The organism is Saccharothrix obliqua (assembly GCF_019375475.1).
GTDB lineage: Bacteria > Actinomycetota > Actinomycetes > Mycobacteriales > Pseudonocardiaceae > Actinosynnema > Actinosynnema obliqua.
Window position 1 is genome coordinate 378,244 of record NZ_JAHXGQ010000008.1, and the last position, 17,089, is coordinate 395,332.

General features: G+C 75.3%; 17 protein-coding genes. 8 read left to right on the forward strand and 9 right to left on the reverse strand.

Annotation, left to right across the window (positions count from 1 at the left end; genetic code table 11):
• Nucleotides 1-3 precede the first annotated feature (3 nt).
• Both KZQ38_RS25375 and KZQ38_RS25380 read right to left on the reverse strand, forming a co-directional pair.
• Entirely contained in the window at nt 4-450 is a 447-nt protein-coding gene (locus KZQ38_RS25375; RefSeq protein ID WP_219445132.1) for a right-handed parallel beta-helix repeat-containing protein, read from the reverse strand.
• A 3-nt stretch (nt 451-453) separates the two neighbouring features.
• On the reverse strand, nt 454-1,377 hold the full coding sequence (locus tag KZQ38_RS25380) for a radical SAM protein (RefSeq protein ID WP_219445134.1): 924 nt from the start codon (nt 1,375-1,377) through the stop codon (nt 454-456).
• A gap of 345 nt (nt 1,378-1,722) precedes the next feature.
• Between KZQ38_RS25380 and KZQ38_RS25385 the strand changes: the two genes are divergently transcribed.
• The 7 genes from KZQ38_RS25385 to KZQ38_RS25415 all read left to right on the forward strand — a co-directional run bounded on the left by KZQ38_RS25385 (nt 1,723) and on the right by KZQ38_RS25415 (nt 8,194).
• On the forward strand, nt 1,723-2,262 hold the full coding sequence (locus KZQ38_RS25385) for a D-glycero-alpha-D-manno-heptose-1,7-bisphosphate 7-phosphatase (RefSeq protein ID WP_219445136.1): 540 nt from the start codon (nt 1,723-1,725) through the stop codon (nt 2,260-2,262).
• A gap of 339 nt (nt 2,263-2,601) precedes the next feature.
• Entirely contained in the window at nt 2,602-3,594 is a 993-nt protein-coding gene (locus KZQ38_RS25390) for a glycosyltransferase family 9 protein (protein ID WP_219445138.1), read from the forward strand.
• On the forward strand, nt 3,591-4,469 hold the full coding sequence (locus tag KZQ38_RS25395; RefSeq protein ID WP_219445140.1) for a glycosyltransferase: 879 nt from the start codon (nt 3,591-3,593) through the stop codon (nt 4,467-4,469). Before KZQ38_RS25390 ends, KZQ38_RS25395 begins: the two co-directional genes overlap by 4 nt.
• Nucleotides 4,466-5,671, forward strand: coding sequence for a glycosyltransferase (locus KZQ38_RS25400; protein WP_219445142.1), 1,206 nt, complete (start codon nt 4,466-4,468; stop codon nt 5,669-5,671). Before KZQ38_RS25395 ends, KZQ38_RS25400 begins: the two co-directional genes overlap by 4 nt.
• Entirely contained in the window at nt 5,668-6,243 is a 576-nt protein-coding gene (locus KZQ38_RS25405) for a D-sedoheptulose-7-phosphate isomerase (protein WP_219445143.1), read from the forward strand. The genes KZQ38_RS25400 and KZQ38_RS25405 overlap by 4 nt, the downstream gene beginning before the upstream one ends.
• Entirely contained in the window at nt 6,240-7,520 is a 1,281-nt protein-coding gene (rfaE2, locus tag KZQ38_RS25410; protein ID WP_219445144.1) for a D-glycero-beta-D-manno-heptose 1-phosphate adenylyltransferase, read from the forward strand. The genes KZQ38_RS25405 and rfaE2 overlap by 4 nt, the downstream gene beginning before the upstream one ends.
• Nucleotides 7,520-8,194 (forward strand): SDR family oxidoreductase, encoded by a 675-nt coding sequence (locus tag KZQ38_RS25415; protein ID WP_219445146.1) that lies wholly within the window; start codon nt 7,520-7,522, stop codon nt 8,192-8,194. Before rfaE2 ends, KZQ38_RS25415 begins: the two co-directional genes overlap by 1 nt.
• Nucleotides 8,195-8,260: 66 nt before the next feature.
• On the opposite strand, the gene KZQ38_RS25420 is transcribed toward KZQ38_RS25415, so the two are convergent.
• Complete coding sequence (locus KZQ38_RS25420; RefSeq protein ID WP_219445147.1) at nt 8,261-8,659, reverse strand: ChaB family protein; 399 nt, start codon at nt 8,657-8,659, stop codon at nt 8,261-8,263.
• A 44-nt stretch (nt 8,660-8,703) separates the two neighbouring features.
• On the opposite strand from KZQ38_RS25420, the gene KZQ38_RS25425 reads away from it, so the two are divergent.
• A complete protein-coding gene (locus KZQ38_RS25425; RefSeq protein ID WP_219445148.1) occupies nt 8,704-10,068 on the forward strand; it encodes an aldehyde dehydrogenase family protein in 1,365 nt (454 codons plus the stop codon).
• A 166-nt stretch (nt 10,069-10,234) separates the two neighbouring features.
• Here KZQ38_RS25425 and KZQ38_RS25430 read toward each other — a convergent pair whose 3' ends face one another.
• The 6 genes from KZQ38_RS25430 to KZQ38_RS25455 form a co-directional block, all read right to left on the reverse strand.
• Nucleotides 10,235-11,359: a histone deacetylase-like amidohydrolase gene (locus tag KZQ38_RS25430; RefSeq protein WP_219445149.1), complete on the reverse strand. Its 1,125-nt coding sequence runs from the start codon at nt 11,357-11,359 to the stop codon at nt 10,235-10,237.
• 95 nt (nt 11,360-11,454) lie between these two features.
• Entirely contained in the window at nt 11,455-12,699 is a 1,245-nt protein-coding gene (locus KZQ38_RS25435) for a UDP-glucose dehydrogenase family protein (RefSeq protein ID WP_219445150.1), read from the reverse strand.
• A complete protein-coding gene (locus tag KZQ38_RS25440) occupies nt 12,657-13,541 on the reverse strand; it encodes a glycosyltransferase family 9 protein (RefSeq protein ID WP_219445152.1) in 885 nt (294 codons plus the stop codon). The genes KZQ38_RS25435 and KZQ38_RS25440 overlap by 43 nt, the downstream gene beginning before the upstream one ends.
• Nucleotides 13,538-14,494: a glycosyltransferase family 2 protein gene (locus KZQ38_RS25445; protein ID WP_219445153.1), complete on the reverse strand. Its 957-nt coding sequence runs from the start codon at nt 14,492-14,494 to the stop codon at nt 13,538-13,540. Before KZQ38_RS25445 ends, KZQ38_RS25440 begins: the two co-directional genes overlap by 4 nt.
• Nucleotides 14,491-16,104 (reverse strand): carbamoyltransferase family protein, encoded by a 1,614-nt coding sequence (locus KZQ38_RS25450; protein ID WP_219445155.1) that lies wholly within the window; start codon nt 16,102-16,104, stop codon nt 14,491-14,493. The genes KZQ38_RS25445 and KZQ38_RS25450 overlap by 4 nt, the downstream gene beginning before the upstream one ends.
• 33 nt (nt 16,105-16,137) lie before the next feature.
• Nucleotides 16,138-17,073: a UDP-glucuronic acid decarboxylase family protein gene (locus KZQ38_RS25455; RefSeq protein WP_219445157.1), complete on the reverse strand. Its 936-nt coding sequence runs from the start codon at nt 17,071-17,073 to the stop codon at nt 16,138-16,140.
• Nucleotides 17,074-17,089 lie beyond the last annotated feature (16 nt).

Below are 17,089 nucleotides of genomic sequence, written 5' to 3' on the forward strand. Positions count from 1 at the left end.
AGTCTAAACCTGTCGCACATCGATGCTCAGGTGGACGTCCACCGCCGGGGCCGAGCGCAGCGCGACGTTGAGCAGCACCCGGTTGTGCCGCAACACGACCCGCGCGCTGTGGCTCACGGAGATGGCGCCCCCGTCACGGCGTGCCGCGTTCAGCGCGAACGTGTTGTGCTCGACCACCACGTCCTCGCACCGCTCCAGGTACAGCCCGCCGCCCCACTTGGCGAAGTTCCCGACGAACACGCACCCGCTCACCACGACGCGCCGGCAGCGGTGCAGGTAGAGGCCGCCGCCGTCTTTCACCGGCCCGTTGAGGGCGAACACCCGGCCGGTGACGCGCAGCCCGTCCACGCCGTGGAACGACCCGCCGCCACCACGCCGCTCGCGACCCTCGTCCAGGCGCAGTTCGTCGCCGTGCCAGGCGCTGCGCCTGCCCCGGCCGAAGGCGGGCACCCGTCACCCCGGCTCGGGCGCGGCGTCCAGCAAAGGCAGCAGCTCGCGCTCGAACAGCGGGAAGAAGTGCTCCGCGTCGACCTCCGGCTGGTGCACGCACAGCCGGAACCTCGCGGGCGAGCGCTCGACGCGCAGGAACGAGAAGCTCTCCACGCACCGCTCGACCACGGTGCAGCCCCGGCACAGGAAATCCGGTCGGAAGTGCTCGATGTCCTTGACCTCGACCGGTGGCCGGTCGGCGTGGGCGAAGATCCGCCGCACGTTGGAGCCGGGCCGGATGCGCACCACCTCGCTCGGCTCGAACCCGTTGCGCGCCAAGTAGTCGAACGCGAACCGCTTGGACGCCACCGCGGTGCGCCAGTCCGGCACCAGCTTGAGCGGCAGGCCGTGCTCGTCGGCGAACGCGTGCACGGACGCGAGCTGCTGCGCGTCGCGCGCGCCGCTGATCACCGTGTTCAGCCGCACCGGCAGCACGCCGGCCAGTTCGCGGACGTTGCGCCGGATCAGGTCGAGCACGCGCACCGCCACCGCGCCCTTCCCCTTCACGAACGACTCGAAGTAGGCGGGTGACAGCGTGTGGAGGCTGATGTTGAGGTAGGCGCAGGCGTCCAGCGCGACGCGTGCCCGGTCGACGTTGAACAGGCCGTTGGAGGTCATGGCGATCCGGAAGTCCAGCGCCGACAGCAGGTCGACCACCGGGCCGAGGTGGCGGTAGGAGGTGGGCTCGCCGCCGGTGAGGTGGACCTGGTCGTAGTGCGGGCGCAGCCGGGCGAGCGCGGCACGCAGCACCGGGTCCGCCACGTCGACGTCGTTCGCGCCCGCCGCGCCCTCGGAGTGGCAGAAGGGGCAGTCGAGGTTGCAGAAGTCGGTGAGCTTCAACCGGATCTTGCGGTTGCGGACCGTGCGGACCGGGATCGCAGTCGGCATCGCCATCCCCTCCCTGGCCGGGCCAGTATCGCACCGCCGGCGCACCGCTGACAACGTGCGGAATCGGTCCTATGTGGACGATGGGCGCTGCGCCGTTCGGCCCAGCCCCGGCGGTCTTGATTCCACGTGGATGTGGAATGCCTCCCGGCGGAGTGTTGTCCGTTCTCCGGACGGGTAGCCGGGGTGGGTCCGGATCGGCGGCCCGATCCGGACATCCCGGTCAGGGCGGGTTCGCCGCGCCGCCCGGTGGCCGTCGCACGCCGTTCACCCGTTCGTTCCGGCGATGACTCCCCGTGAAGTGGTTGTTCCTGGTTTGCATCGGCTCTCGCCGGCTAACTCTCCTGTGTGGAGTATCCGGAGGCAGTGCTCTTCGACCGCGACGGCACGCTGGTGCGCGACGTGCCGTACAACGGCGACCCGGCGTTGGTGGAACCCATGCCCGGCGCGCGGGAAGCGCTGTCGCTGGTGCGGTCACGTGGTCTGCGCATCGGGGTGGTGAGCAACCAGTCCGGTATCGGGCGGGGTTTGCTGACGTGGTCGCAAGTGGACGCGGTGAACGCGCGGGTGGACCGGCTGCTGGGCGGCTTCGACGACTGGCAGGTCTGCCCGCACCGGCCGGAGGACGGCTGCGCGTGCCGCAAACCCCGGCCGGGGTTGGTGCTCGCCGCGTGTGCCGCGCTCGGTGTGCGGCCGGAGCGCGTGGTGGTCGTCGGCGACATCGGCGCGGACGTGGCCGCCGCGCTGGCCGCCGGCGCGTGGCCGGTGCTGGTGCCGACACCGGTCACGCGGCCCGAGGAGGTGGCGCGCGCGCCGCGCACCGCACCCGACCTGCTCACCGCCGTCCGGACGGCGCTGCCGATCGCCCTTACCGCGGGAGGTGCGTGATGAGGGACGGGATGGTGGGCCGCTCGGGTGTGCCAGCCGGTTCTCGCTGCGGGAGGGACGGGATGGTGGGCCGCTCGGGTGTGCCAGCCGGTTCTCGCTGCGGGAGGGACGGGATGGTGGGGCGCTCGGGTGAGCCGGCTGGTTCTCGCCGGCCGGTTCTCGCCGCGCGAGGTGCGTGGCGGTGGGGTGCTTGGCGTATCGGCCGGTTCTCGCTGCGGGAGGCGCGATGAGGGACGCGATGGCGGGGCGCTGGGGTGTGCCGGCTGGTTCCCACCGCGCGCGGGGCGCGAGGGCGGAGCGCTTGACGTGCCGCTCGGTCCGCACCACGCGAGGTGCGCGATGAGGACCCTCGTGGCGCGGTTGGACGGCGACGGCGACGTGCTGCTGGCCGGTCCCGCGGTCCGCGCCGCCGCCGCGGCCGGCGAGGTCGTGCTGCTGTGCGGGCCGTCCGGCGCGCAGGCGGGCGAGCTGCTGCCCGGCGTGACGCGGGTCCTGCGGTGGGAGTGCCCGTGGATCGCGTGGCCCGCGCCGCCCACGCGGCCGGCCGAGGTGGAGGCCGTCGTGCGGATGATCCGCGACGCACGGGTGGACGTGGCGTTGCTGCTGACCTCGTTCCACCAGAGCCCGCTGCCGCTGGCGTTGTTGACGCGGCTCGCGGGCGTGCCGCGCGTGGTGGCCCGGTCGGTGGACTACCCCGGTTCGCTGCTCGACGTGCGCCTCCGGGACGACCCGGACGTCCCGGAGGCGGAGCGGGCGCTGGAGGTCGCGCGTGCGGCCGGTTTCGAGCTGCCGCCGGGCGACGACGGGCGGCTCGCCGTGCGCACCCCGCCGGAACCGGACCTCACCGGTCCGTACGTGGTGGTGCACCCCGGCGCGACCGCGCCCGCCCGCACCTGGTCGCCGGACCGCTGCGCGGCGGCGGTGGTGGCGTTGGCCCGGGCGGGCCACCGGGTCGTCGTCACCGGCGGGCCGGGCGAGACCGACCTGACCGCCCGCGTCGCCGGGACGGCGGGGCTCGACCTCGGCGGGCGGACGACGTTCGCCGAGCTGGCCGGGGTCCTGGCGCACGCGGACGCGGTGGTGGTCGGCAACACCGGGCCCGCGCACCTGGCGGCGGCGGTCGGCACGCCCGTCGTGTCGCTGTTCGCACCGGTGGTGCCGGCCCGGCGGTGGGCACCCCACGGGCGGCACGTCCTGCTCGGCGACCAGCACGCCCCGTGCCGGGACTCGCGGGCGCGGGACTGCCCGGTGCCCGGCCACCCGTGCCTGGACCGCGTCACGCCCGCCGAGGTCGTGGCGGCCGTCGACCGACTTGTGGGAGTACGCGCATGAGGATCCTGCTATGGCACGTGCACGGAACGTGGACCGACGCGTTCGTGCGGGGAGATCACGACTACCTGCTGGCCGCGCCGCCCGACGGCATCGGCCTGGCGGGCCGGGACTGGGCCAGGGCGCGGGAGGTGCCCGCCGCCGAGGCCGAGGCCGACCTGGCGATCGTGCAGCGACCGGTCGAGTTCGACCTGGTGCCGCGCGGCACGCCGGTCGTCTACCTGGAGCACAACACACCGGCCGCGCCCAACCAGCGGCACCCGATGGCCGACTGGCCCGGCCTGATCGTGCACGTCACCCACTTCAACGAACTCATGTGGGACTGCGGCGCCACCCGCACCACCGTGGTCGAGCACGGCATCCCGGACCCCGGCGCGCTCTACACCGGCGAGCTGCCGCGCGCGGCCGTGGTGGTCAACGAGCCGGTGCGGCGGGGCCGCGCGGTGGGCACCGACCTGCTGCCGCTGTTCCGGGCGGTCGCGCCGCTGGACGTGTTCGGCATGGGCACCGAGGAACTGGGCGAGATGGGGCGCGGCGACCACGACCTGGCCTCGCTGCACCGCGAGCTGGGCAGGCGGCGCGTCTACCTGCACCCGGTGCGGTGGACGTCGCTGGGGCTCTCGCTGATCGAGGCGATGCACGTGGGGATGCCGGTGGTGGCGTTGGCGTGCACCGAGGTGGTGCACGCGGTGCCGCCCGAGGCGGGCGTGGTGTCCACCGACGTGGCGGCGTTGGCGCGAGGGCTCGCCGAGCTGATCGCCGATCCGGCGGTGGCGCGCGAGAAGGGCAAGCGGGCCAGGGAGTTCGCCCTGGTCGAGTACGGCCTCGACGGTTTTCTACGCGGTTGGGACCGGGTTGTCGCGGAGGTGAGCGCATGAGGATCGCGATGGTGTCCGAGCACGCCGACCCGTTGGCGGTGCTGGGCGAAGTCGACGCGGGCGGGCAGAACGTGCACGTGGCGGCTCTTTCGGCCGCGCTCGCCCGGCGACGGCACCGGGTCACGGTCTACACGCGCCGGGACTGCCCGGACGCGCCGGAACGGGTGCGCACGCCGCACGGGTACGACGTGGTGCGCGTGCCCGCCGGTCCGGCCGAGCGGGTGCCGAAGGACGAACTGCTGCCGCACATGGGCGCGTTCGCCGAGTTCCTGGAGCAGGAGTGGCGTGCCGAGCCGCCCGACGTGGCGCACGGCCACTTCTGGATGTCCGGCCTGGCCTCCGTGCTCGCGGCGCGCAGCGTGGACATCCCGGTCGTGCAGACGTACCACGCGCTCGGCGTCGTGAAGCGCCGCCACCAGGGCGCGGCGGACACCAGCCCGCCGGAGCGGGTCGCGATCGAGCGCATGGTCGGGCGCGAGGTGGACCGGATCGCGGCCACCTGCGTGGACGAGGTGTTCGAGCTGATGCGGATGGGGTTGCCCCGGTCCCGGATGTCGGTGGTGCCGTGCGGGGTGGACCCGGAGCTGTTCCGGCCGGCCCCGGCGGAGCGGCTGACGCGACCGCGGGTCGTCACCGTCGGCAGGCTGGTGCCGCGCAAGGGGTTCGAGGACCTGCTGCGGGCGTTGTCGGGCGTGCCGGACGCGGAACTGGTCATCGCGGGCGGCCCGGCCGCCGACCGGCTCGGCGAGGACCCCGAGGCGCGGCGGCTCGCGGACGTGGCGCGGGACTGCGGGGTGGCCGACCGGGTGCGGCTGGTCGGGCAGGTGTCGCGGCGGTCGATGCCGGAGCTGCTGCGCTCGGCCGACGTCGTGGCGTGCGTGCCGTGGTACGAGCCGTTCGGCATCGTGCCGCTGGAGGCGATGGCGTGCGGCGTGCCGGTGGTGGCGTCCGCGGTGGGCGGGCTGACCGACACCGTCGTGGACGGCGTGACCGGGCTGCTGGTGCCGCCGCGCGACCCGCGTGCCCTGGCGGGTGCCCTGCGCACCGTGCTGGCCGACCGCACCATGCGCGACACGTTCGGCGCGGCCGGCGCGGACCGCGTGCGCGCCCGCTACACGTGGGACCGGATCGCCGAGGAGACCGAGCGCGTGTACGCGCGGGTCCGGCACTCGGAGCGGGCCGCGGCGGGAGGTGCGCGGTGAGCGTCGAACGCCACCTCGCGGGTCTGGCGGAATCCCTCGCCGGGTTGCGCGGCCAGGCCTCACTGCTCACCCGGTGGGGTGACGCGCTGGCGCGGCGGCTGAGCGCGGGCGGGCGGCTGCTCGCCGCGGGCAACGGCGGTTCGGCCGCCGAGGCGCAGCACCTGACCGCCGAGCTGGTCGGCCGCTACCGCGACGACCGGCCGCCGTTCTCCGCGATCGCGTTGTGCGTGGAGTCCTCCAGCGTCACCGCGATCGGCAACGACTACGGCTACGAGCAGGTGTTCGCCCGGCAGGTGACGGCGCACGCCCGGCCCGGCGACGTGGTGGTGCTGCTGTCCACCAGCGGTCGGAGCCCGAACCTGCTGCACGCCGCCCGCGCCGGCCGGGCCGCGGGCGCGAGCGTGTGGGCGTTGACCGGTCCCGCGCCCAACCCGCTGGCCGGTGTCGCCGACGAGGTGCTGGCCCTGCCCGGCCCGGCGTGCAACGTGCAGGAGGCGCAACTGGTGGCGGTGCACGCGTTGTGCGAGGCGTTCGAGGCCGCGCTGCCCGCGGCGGGACGGAGGGTCTCGTGAGGCTCGTGGTGGTCGGGGACGCGCTGCTCGACGTGGACGTGGAGGGCGTGGTCGAGCGGGTCTGCCCGGACGCGCCCGCACCCGTCCTGGACGTGTCCGCCGAGCACGTCCGGGCCGGTGGCGCGGCGCTCGCGGCGGCGCTGGCCGCCGCCGACGGGGTGGACGTGACGCTGGTCGCCGCCGTGGCCGACGACGTCGACGGGCACCGCCTGCGGGCGGCGCTGCGGGTGCCCGCCGTGCTCGGGCACTCGCCCGTGCCGACGCCGGTGAAGACCCGCCTGCGCGCGGGCGGCACGTCCGTCGCCCGCGTGGACCGGGGCGGCGGCCCCGGCCGGCCGGTGGTGGGCGACGACATGCTGGACGCCGTGCTGGCGGCCGACCTCGTGCTGGCCTCCGACTACGGGCGCGGCCTGCTGCGCGACCCGCGGTTGCGCGCGGTGCTGGCCCGCCGTCCGGTCGTGTGGGACCCGCACCCGCGCGGACCCGACCCGGTGCGCGGCGTGCGGCTCGCGACGCCCAACCGGGCCGAAGCCGCGGCGTTCGGCGGTGCCGGCGACGTCGACGCGACCGCCGCGGCGTTGCTGGAGCGGTGGGGCGCGCGGGCCGTGGCGGTGACGCTCGGCGCGGGCGGCGCGGTGCTGCACGCGGGTGGGACACCGGTCGCGGTGCCCGCGCCCAGCGTGCCGACCACCGACCCGTGCGGTGCGGGCGACCGGTTCGCGGCCACCGCCGCCACGCGGTTGATGGCCGGTGACGCGACCGACGACGCGGTGGCGGCGGCGGTGCGCGCGGCGGCGGACTTCCTGGCCGCGGGCGGCGTGTCCGGCCTGCGGCACCCGGAGCGGTCGGGCATCGACGCGGTGCGGGCGCGTGGCGGCGTGGTGGTCGCGACCGGCGGGTGCTTCGACCTGTTGCACGCGGGCCACGTCCGCACGCTGGAAGCGGCGCGGGCGCTCGGCGACCACCTGGTGGTGTGCTTGAACTCCGACGACTCCGTGCGGCGGCTCAAGGGCCCGGACCGACCGGTCAACGGGCAGGGCGAGCGGGCCGAGGTGCTGCGCGCGCTGGGTTGCGTGGACGAGGTCGTGGTGTTCGACGAGGACACGCCGGAACGCGTGCTGGCCGGGTTGCGGCCGGACGTGTGGGTGAAGGGCGGGGACTACCGGGCGGAATCGCTGCCCGAGGCCGCGCTGGTGGGTTCGTGGGGCGGCCGGACGGTGGTCGTGCCCTACCACCGGGGGCGGTCCACGACGGAACTGCTGGCGAGGAGGGGTTGATGCTGGGTCAGGTGCTGGTCACCGGCGGCGCGTCGGGGTTGGGCGCGGCCGTGGTGCGCGCGGTGGAGGAACTGGGCGGGCGACCGCTGGTGCTGGACAAGGCCGCGCCGGCGCGGGCGGCCGACTTCGAGGCGGTGGACCTGTCGGACACGCGGGCAGCCGAACGCGCGGTGCGGGCCATCGCCGAGCGCAACGGCGGCCTGCGTGCCGTGGTCACGGCGGCGGGCACCGACGCGTGCGGCCGGTTGGCGGACGTGCCCGCCGCCGACTGGGACCGCGTCGTCCTGGTGAACCTGCTCGGCACCGCCGCCGTCGTGCGGGCCGCGTTGCCGTACCTGGAGGGTGGTCGGGTGGTGACCGTGGCGTCCACCCTCGGCGTGAAGGCGGTGAGCGACGCGACCGCTTACTGCGCCTCGAAGTTCGGGGTCGTCGGGTTCACCCGGGCACTCGCCGCCGAGACCGCTGGGAGGGTCGGCGTCACGCTGCTGATCCCGGGCGGGATGCGCACCGCGTTCTTCGACGGTCGCGCCGAGCAGTACCGCCCGCCGGACGACAGCAAGCTCAACGCGCCCGAGCACGTCGCGGACGCCGTGGTGTTCGCGTTGCGGCAGCCACCCGGTTGCGAGGTGCGGGAAATGGTCGTCGCCCACGAATCGGAGGGGTCCTGGCCGTGAGGGTGGCCGGAACGGTTGCCGAGCGCGGAAAGGCCCGCCCCTTCTTCGGGGCGGGCCTTTCCGCGCTCACTTCGCCGCGGCGGACTTGGTCTTGCGCTGGTTGGCGTGGTCGATCGCCTTCACCAGTTCCTGCTTCGTCATGGTCGACCGGCCCGCGACGTCCAGCCGCTTGGCCAGTTCGTAGAGGTGTTCCTTGGTGGCGTTGGCGTCCACGCCACCCGCGGTCTTGCCGCGCTTGGGCGTGCTGCGGCTCGCCTGCTTGTCGGAAGGTCCCTTGTGGTCCTTGGGTTCCCAGTGGTCGCCGACCTTCTCGAACGAGTGCTTCAACGCCGAGAACGCGGTGCGGTGCGAGCGTTCGCCCTCGCCGTAGGTCTCGACGGCCGAGTCGTGCGCCTTGATCCACGTGCGCTGCGCCTTCTTCGAGGACCGCGCGACCGTGCTGGGCAGTTCCTGTCGTCCGGGCATGGTTCCTCCAGGTTTCGGCCGGGGACCTCGGGTACCCGGACCACATGACCGACAAGCCTCTCGCGACCCTGGACATCCGTGATCCGCGTGACGGCCGTCCGGTCGGCGCGCTGCGCGCCGCCACCGCGACCGAAGCGGCGGAGGCCGTGCGCACCGCACGCCGGGCGCAACCCGACTGGGCCGCCACGCCCGCCGCCGACCGCGGTGCCGCGTTGCGCGCCGCCGCGACGTCCCTGCGCGTCCACGCCACCGACCTGGCGAACCTGGTGGCCACCGAGACCGGGCGGCCGTTCGGCTCGGCGCACGAGGGTGTCCTGGCGGGCGCCGGGACCCTGGAGCAGTACGCGGAACTCGGCCCGGTGCACCGGGGCCGGTCGTTGCAGGGCGGCCCGGACGCCGCCGACTTCATGATCCCCGGGCCACGTGGTGTCGTGGTGGCGCTGACGCCGTGGAACGACCCGGTCGCGGTGGCGTGCGGGTTGCTCGGCGCGGCCCTCGTGACCGGCAACGCGGTGGTGCACAAGCCCAGCGAGCGCTGCCCGCACACCGGCCTGCTGGTCGGCAGCCTGCTCGCCGGGCACCTGCCTGCCGGCGTGGCGCAGACCCTGCCCGGTGACGGCGAGGTGGGCGCGGCGCTGGCCGCCGACCCGCACGTGGCGGTGGTGGCGCACGTCGGCGGCACCGCGAGCGGTCGCTCCGTCGCCGCCGCGGCGGCGCGCACCGGTGCCAAGGTGCTGCTGGAGAACGGCGGGAACGACCCGCTGCTGGTGGACGAGGACGTCGACCCGGTGTGGGCCGCCGGTCAGGCCGCGCTGGGCGCGTTCACCAACGCGGGCCAGCTGTGCACCTCGGTGGAGCGGATCTACGTGCACCAGGCCGTGGCCGAACCGTTCCTGGCGGCGTTGTGCGACGAGGCCCGCGCCTGGAACGCCGACCCCCAGCCGCTGGTGGACGCACGGCACCGCGACGCCGTGCACGCGCACGTCGCGGACGCGGTCGCGGCCGGCGCGCGGTTGCTGGTCGGCGGTCGGCTGCCGGAGGAGACGGGGAGCCGCTACCCGGCGACCGTCCTGGACGGCTGCGAGCCGGGGATGCGGGTGATGCGGGAGGAGACCTTCGGCCCGGTCGCCCCGGTGCGGGTGGTGGCGTCGTTCGAGGAGGCGCTGGCGGAGGCGTGCGACGACGAGCACGGCCTGGCCGCGACGGTGCTCACCGCGTCGATGGCGCACGCGCAGCGGGCTTGGCGCGCCCTGCCGGTGGGGACGGTGAAGGTGAACGCGGTGTTCGGCGGCGCGCCGGGCGGCGCGGCCCAGCCCCGCGGCGCGTCCGGCACCGGGTTCGGCTACGGGCCGGAGCTGCTGGACGAGATGACCACGACGAAGGTGGTCCACCTCGGCGTACCCGGCTGACGGGTACCCGGGTGTCGCGGGGCCGGTCGACGGGTGCCCGCGCGTCGCGTGCTGGGGTGACGCGTGCCCAGGTGTGGCGTGCCCGGTTGACGCGTGCCTGGGTGTGGCGTGCCTGGGCGGCGCGTGCCCAGGCGGCGCGTGCCCGCGCGGCCGGGTCGCCGAGGGCTCAGGTGGCGTCCCGCGGTGGCGTGTCGGAGATGTCGCCGACCAGCTCCTCCGTCGCCTTGATCGCGGCGTCCTGGTGGGGTTGGAGTTCCTGCTGCCCGAGGTCGTCGAACGAGAACGGGTCCTCGAACGGCTCGTCCACGCCCGCCAACACCTCGATCACGGCGTGCGCGCAGAACGGCACGTACGCCGCGTCGTAACCGCCCTCGTGCGCGCACAGCACCCGCCCGTCGCACAACTCGGCCGCCGCCTCGACCACCAGCGAGGTGATCTCCCGGTAGCCGGTGGCGGTGAGCATCATGCGGCCCAGCGGGTCCAGCGCGTTGGCGTCGAAACCCGCCGCGATCACGACCAGGTCGGGCCGGAACCGGCGCAGGGCGGGCACGACGACCCGCCGGGTCGCCGCCAGGTAGGCGCCGTTGCCGGTGCCGGGCGGCAGCGGGAGGTTGAGCGTGTAGCCGAAGCCCGCGCCGGTGCCGCGCTCGGTCACGAACCCGGAGTTCGGCGGGAACATCCGGTCCTGGTGCAGGGAGATGGCGAGCACGTTCGGGTCGTCGTAGAACGCGGCCTGCGTGCCGTTGCCGTGGTGCACGTCGATGTCGACCACGGCCACCCGCTCCACCCCGCGCGTGCGCCGCACCGCCTGGACCGCGATGGCGATGTTGCCCAACATGCAGAAGCCCATGCCGCTGTCCGCGAGCGCGTGGTGGCCCGGCGGCCGGACCAGTGCGTAGGCGTTGTCCACGGCACCGTCCACAACGGCCTCCGCGGCGCGGATGACGCCGCCGGTGGAGAGCCGCGCGATGTCCAGCGACCCGCGGCCGAACGGGGTTCCGCCGTCGCCGCCGTCACCACCGGTGTCGTTGGCGTCGGTCAGCCGCTGGAGGTGGCCGGGCGTGTGCACCAGCAGGATCTCGTCGTCGGTCGCGGGTCGCGGCGCGAGGCGGGTCAGCCGGTCGACCAGGCCGCTCGCCACCACCAGCTCGTGCACGCGCCGCTTGGCGTCGGCGTTCTCGAAGTGCCGGTACGGCTGGAGGCCGCGTCGCGGGTCGGCCGGGAGGAGCGAGGCATGAGTCCCGGTGTCGTGCCAACCGTACAACTCGTGGTACACGTAGCCGGTCGTCATGGGTCGATCGTGGCCGGGTTCCGGCCGCGCGTCCATGCTCCATCCGAAGGGTTGTCCGCTGCCGCCCGGCGCCCTCGTCCGCGCCGACCGCCGCGTCAGCCGGCGCGGCCGGTGGCGACCAGGCGGAAGCCCGCCTCGCGGACCTTGTCGGCGGGCAGGACGTTGCGGGTGTCGACCACGACCCGCTCGGCGACCTCCAGGGACGGCCAGTCCAGCTCCGCGAACTCCGGCCACTCGGTGAGCACCACCAGCGCCCGCGCGTCGCGGGCCGCCAGCGCCGCGGACGGCACCACGCGCACCGGACCGGTGTCGTGGTGCACGCACGGGTCGTAGCCGGTCAACCGCGCGCCCTCGGCGGCGAGGAGTTCGGCCACCGACAGGGCGGGGGAGTCGCGCAGGTCGTCCGTGCCCGCCTTGAACGTCAGGCCGAGCAGACCGATCCGGGCGCCCGCCAACGCGCCGACCGCGTCCCGCACCTTCGCCACCACCCGGTGCGCCTGGTGCTCGTTGGTGTCGATGGCCGCCCGCAGCAGCGGGAAGTCGACCTCGGCGGCGTCGGCGGCGGACAGCAGGGCACGCGTGTCCTTGGGCAGGCACGAACCGCCCCAGCCGGGGCCGGGGGAGAGGAACGAGCCGCCGATCCGCTCGTCCAGCGCCATGCCCTCGGTGACGGCGGTGATGTCCGCGCCGACGCCCTCGGCCAGTTCGGCGAGCGCGTTGACGTAGGACAGCTTGAGCGCCAGGAAGCAGTTGCCCGCGTACTTCACCAGCTCCGCGCTGGTGCAGTCGGTCATCAGCACGGGCGCGCCGGTGGGCGCGTAGAGGCGTGCGACCCGCCGGGCGTCCTGCTCGGACTCCGCGCCGACCACCACCCGCTGCGGGCGGAGGAAGTCCTCCACGGCGTGACCCTCGCGCAGGAACTCCGGGTTGGACACGAGGTCGCCGCCGAGCCGCCGCGCGGTGCCCGGCGTGACCGTCGACTTGACCACCGGCACGCACCCCGGTTCCGCCACGGCACGCGCCTCGGCGAGCACCGCCTCCACCGCCCGCACGTCGGCCGCACCGTCCACGCCGGTCGGCGTGGGCAGGCACAGGAAAACGAAGTCCTTGCCCGCCAACGCCTCCCGGTTGTCGGTGGTGAACCGCAGGCGACCTTCCGCCCGGCCGGTGCGCACCAGGTCGGCCAGTCCCGGCTCGTGCAGCACCACCTCGTCGTGCCGCAACGCCGCCACCCGCTCCGCGTCCCGGTCCGCGCACACCACCGCGTGCCCGAAGTGGGCCAGGCACGCCGCGGTGGTCAGTCCGACATAGCCCGCGCCGACGACTCCGATCCGCGCCACGGTCCACCTCCCAGCATCTCGCGTGCCGCGGCGACGACCTCCGCCGCCGCGATGTCCAGCAGCCCGGGGTCCGGCCGGTCGGCGAACGTGTCGCCGGTGCGCCCGCGCCACAGCACCCGGTGCGGTCCGCCGCGCGGACCCCAGTGCGCGGGCGACACCGGCCCGAACAACAGCACGGACGGCGTGCCGTAGGCGGTGGCGACGTGCGCCACCCCGGTGTCACCGCACACCACCAGCCGCGCGCCGCCCACGAGGTCCAGCATCGAACCCAGGTCGCCCACGCGGGCCCGGCCGACGGACCGCGCCAGGTCGGCTTCGGCGGGGCTGCCGGTCACCACCACGTCCGGCCCCAGCGCACGTGCCACCTCGGCGTACCGCTCGGCGGGCCACCGCCGGGCCGCGTGGCTCGCGCCGGGGTGCACCACGATCGCGTCGTGCCGGGGCACGGGCGGCAGCCGCAGGTCCGCCGGGTCGCACGGGACGCCGAACCGGTCCAGCAGGTCGCACCAGCGCAGCACCTCGTGCCGGTCGGCCGGCCACGGGACACCCGGGCCGTGGGTGATCAGCGCGCCCGGCCGGGTGGCGCGCAGCAGCTCCGTGCTGCGTGGTCCGCGGCCGTGCAGGTTCACCGCCAGGTCGGGCCGGTCGGCGGCGATCGGCGCGAGCGGTTCGGTGGGCAGCAGGCGGTCCACGGCGTCGATCCGCGCCGCGGCGTCGGCCAGCCAGCCCGGCGCGGCCAGCGTGATCGTCGCGCCGGGGAACGCGGCACGCAGCCCGCGCAGCGCGGGCACGGCCGTCAGCAGGTCGCCGAGACCCAGGGCACGCAGCACGAGGACGTTCACCGCGCCCGCACCGCCCGGTGCCGCACCTCGCCGAGCAACCGGTGCGCGCACGCCGCGGGCGGGATCGCCACGCTCGTCACGACCATGCGCAGCACCTCGTCCCGGGTGCGCGGACCCGGTTTGATCCGCTCCACCGCGAACCACGCCGTCGACGCGGCCCACGCCACGCCCGCCGGCCACGCCACGCGCCGCCTGCCGAGCAACCCGGCGAGCACGGCCAGCACGCCCAGCGCGGTCGTGGCGGCGTGGTGGCGCAACCGGCCGGGGTGCCCGCCGACGCGCGCCCGCCAGCCCGCGCCCAGCAGCCGGCGCATCAGGGCGTCGTCGGCGTTGCCGCGCTGCTGGCGCAGGCTGGCGAGGAAACCCGCGGGCCGCACCGGGTGCGTGGTCACCCGCGTGCCGGTGACGATGCGGTAGCCGAGGTCGAGCACGCGCAGCGCCAGTTCGGCGTCCTCCCGGTAGGCACGCGGGAACCGCTCGTCGAAACCACCCGCCCGGTCCAGCGCGGCCCGCCGGTAGGCCATGTCGGCGGTGATCCAGCGGGCGTCGGCCAGCCCGGCGGTGCCGCGTTCCCAGTCGGTCGGCTTCCGGTCGCGGGGCAGCGGCACGCGGATGCGCGCCTGGCTCGCGGCCACCTCCAAGTCCAGCCCGGCCAGGTCCTCCACGAGCCGGGCCTTCCAGTCCGGTGGCGGCAGGACGTCGTCGTCCAGGAACGCCACCCACTCGCAGCACGACGCGCGCCACCCCGCGTTGCGCGCCGCCGCCGGGCCGCGCCCGCCCGAGCGCAGCACCCGGGCCGACCGGGTCGGCGGCAGCGGGCCACGGGTCGGCCGGTCGTCCACGACGATCACCTCACGCGGCGGGGGACCGTCGCCGTGCTCCAGCGCGTCCAGCACGGCGAGCAGGCTCTCCCGTCCGACCGTCGGGATCACCACGGCGTAGTCGACGCTCATCGCCGCACCACGAACGGGCCGATGGCGAGCAGGTCCACCGGGGCGGAGCCGAAGCACTCCAACGCGTCACGCGGGTCGTCCACCATGGGCCGCCCGGCGGTGTTGAGGCTCGTGTTCACCACCACGGGCACGCCGGTGCGCGCCTCGAACTCGGTCAGCACCCTGGCCATCAGCGGCTCCGCGTCCCGTGCCACGGTCTGCGCCCGCGCGGTGCCGTCCACGTGCACCACGGCCGGTATGCGGTCCCTCCACTCCGGACGGACGTCGTGCACGAAAAGCATGTAGGGACTGGGAATCGGGCCACGCGTGAACAACTCGGCCGCGCGTTCCTCCAGCACCATCGGCGCGACCGGCCGGAACCGCTCCCGCCCCTTCACCGCGTTGAGTCGGTCCAGGTTCTCCGCCACGCACGGGTTCGCCAGCAGCGACCGGCGGCCCAGCGCCCGCGGCCCGTACTCGCTGCGGCCCTGGAACCAGGCCACCACCTTGTTCTCCGCCAACGCCTCCGCCACGGCCACCGCCACGTCGGCCGGCCGCTCGTAGGCCACGCCCGCCGCACGCAGCCGGTCGGCCAGCTGCCCGTCGTCCCAACCGCGGCCCAGGTCCGCGCCCGGCATCGGCGCGGCGGGCTGCCCGGCCTCCGCGGCCACGTGCAGCGCCGCGCCCAGCGCGGTGCCCGCGTCACCCGCCGCGGGCTGCACCCACACCTCGTCGAACGGGCCCTCGGCGAAGATCCGGGTGTTCGCCACGCAGTTCAGCGCCACACCGCCCGCGAGCGTGAGGCGCCGTTGCCCGGTGCGGTCGTGCAGCCACCCCACCAGTTCCAGCAGCACCTCCTCCAGCCGCCGCTGCACGCCCGCCGCGAGCGCCGCGTGCCGCTCGGTCACCTCGTCGCCCGGCCGCCGCCGCGGCACGAGGGAGGCCCAGTCGACCGGAGTCACGGCGAACCCGCCGTCGCCGGTCGCCCGCACGTGCTCGCGCAGCAGGTCGAGGTGCGCCGGCCGGGCGTACGACGCGAGCGCCATCACCTTGTACTCGTCGCTGGACCGCAGGAAACCCAGGTGCTCGGTCAACTCCTCGTACAGCAGGCCCAGGGAGTGCGGGAGCCGTTGCGCCGCCAGCGCTTCCAGCTTGTGGTCCCGGTACTCGCCCGACAGGTGCGAGCCGCACTCACCCCGCCCGTCGGCCACCAGCACCGCGCAGTCACCGTCGAACGGGGCCGCCAGCCCGGTGGACGCGGCGTGCGCCACGTGGTGCGGCACGAACCGGACCTTCGCCGGGTCCAGCCCCGGCAGCGCGGTCGCCAGGAACAGCGGCGCGCGACGCGCGTACTCGGTGCGCAGGTCCTCCCACGGCACGTCCCCGGCGTCCACCAGGTCGGGGTCGTAGGAGTAGGCGACCACGTCCAGGTCCTCCGGCGCGAGGCCCGCGTGCTCCAGGCACCAGCGGGCCGACAGCTCCGGCTGCTCCCACGCGGAGAACGGCACCGGCCGCTTGCCGTGCTTGCGGCGGGAGAACCGCTCCTCCTCGGCGGCGGCCACCACCTGGCCGTCCACGACCAGCGCGGACGCCGGGTCGTGGAAGACCGCGTTGATCCCGAGCACACGCACCGCGAGCCCCTTCCTCCGATGTGGCGCGGCCGGTCACCGCGACCAGCCGACGAGTTGGCGGTCCAGCGACCGGCGCAGCCCCTCGTCCAGCGGCACCTCCGGGCGCCACCCGAGCAGCCGCCGCGCCAGGCCGATGTCCGGGCGGCGGCGGCGCGGGTCGTCCACCATCGCGGCGACGTGCCGGATGGTGGACGTGCTGCCGGTCGCCTCGATCACCCGCCGCGCGACCTCCAGCACGGTGACCTCCTCGGGGTTGCCGAGGTTGACCGGCCCGGGGTGGGGCGACTCCGCCATCGCGAGCAGGCCGCGCACCAGGTCGTCCACGTAGCACAGCGAGCGGGTCTGCGTGCCGTCGCCGTGCACGGTCAGCGGCTCGCCCTGCCGGGCCTGCCGCAGGAACGTCGGCACCAGCCGCCCGTCGTCGGGCCGCATCCGGGGCCCGTAGGTGTTGAAGATCCGCACGACACCCGCGTCCACGCCGTGCTCGCGGCGGTAGGCGAACGTCATCGCCTCGCCGAACCGCTTGGCCTCGTCGTACACGCTGCGCGGACCGATCGGGTTGACGTGACCCCAGTACGTCTCGCGCTGGGGGTGCTCCTCCGGGTCGCCGTAGACCTCGCTGGTGGAGGCCACGACGACCCGCGCGCCCTTGCGGTGGGCCAGTTCCAGCGCGTGCAACGTGCCGAAACCGCCCGTCCGCAAGGTGTCCACGGGCATCCTCAGGTAGTCGACCGGCGAGGCGGGGCACGCCAGGTGCACCACCAGGTCCACCGGGCCGAGCACCTCCAGCGGCCGGGTCACGTCCGCGACGGCCACGCCCAGCGCCGGGTGGTCGGGCAGGTTTCCCCGCGACCCGGTGCGGAAGTCGTCCAGGCACAGCACCCGCGTGCCGCGCCGCAGCAACTCCTCGCACACGTGGGAACCGAGGAAACCCGCGCCGCCCGTGACCACCGCTCGTCGAAACGCCATGTCCAGGGCCTACCCG

What these genes read in the sequence shown, in the direction of transcription:
- KZQ38_RS25380 (WP_219445134.1), bottom strand. Translation starts at nt 1,377, where the DNA reads ATGCCGACTGCGATCCCGGTCCGCACGGTCCGCAACCGCAAGATCCGG.
- KZQ38_RS25390 (WP_219445138.1), top strand. Translation starts at nt 2,602, where the DNA reads ATGAGGACCCTCGTGGCGCGGTTGGACGGCGACGGCGACGTGCTGCTG.
- KZQ38_RS25395 (WP_219445140.1), top strand. Translation starts at nt 3,591, where the DNA reads ATGAGGATCCTGCTATGGCACGTGCACGGAACGTGGACCGACGCGTTC.
- KZQ38_RS25400 (WP_219445142.1), top strand. Translation starts at nt 4,466, where the DNA reads ATGAGGATCGCGATGGTGTCCGAGCACGCCGACCCGTTGGCGGTGCTG.
- KZQ38_RS25415 (WP_219445146.1), top strand. Translation starts at nt 7,520, where the DNA reads ATGCTGGGTCAGGTGCTGGTCACCGGCGGCGCGTCGGGGTTGGGCGCG.
- KZQ38_RS25420 (WP_219445147.1), bottom strand. Translation starts at nt 8,659, where the DNA reads ATGCCCGGACGACAGGAACTGCCCAGCACGGTCGCGCGGTCCTCGAAG.
- KZQ38_RS25425 (WP_219445148.1), top strand. Translation starts at nt 8,704, where the DNA reads ATGACCGACAAGCCTCTCGCGACCCTGGACATCCGTGATCCGCGTGAC.
- KZQ38_RS25430 (WP_219445149.1), bottom strand. Translation starts at nt 11,359, where the DNA reads ATGACGACCGGCTACGTGTACCACGAGTTGTACGGTTGGCACGACACC.
- KZQ38_RS25445 (WP_219445153.1), bottom strand. Translation starts at nt 14,494, where the DNA reads ATGAGCGTCGACTACGCCGTGGTGATCCCGACGGTCGGACGGGAGAGC.
- KZQ38_RS25455 (WP_219445157.1), bottom strand. Translation starts at nt 17,073, where the DNA reads ATGGCGTTTCGACGAGCGGTGGTCACGGGCGGCGCGGGTTTCCTCGGT.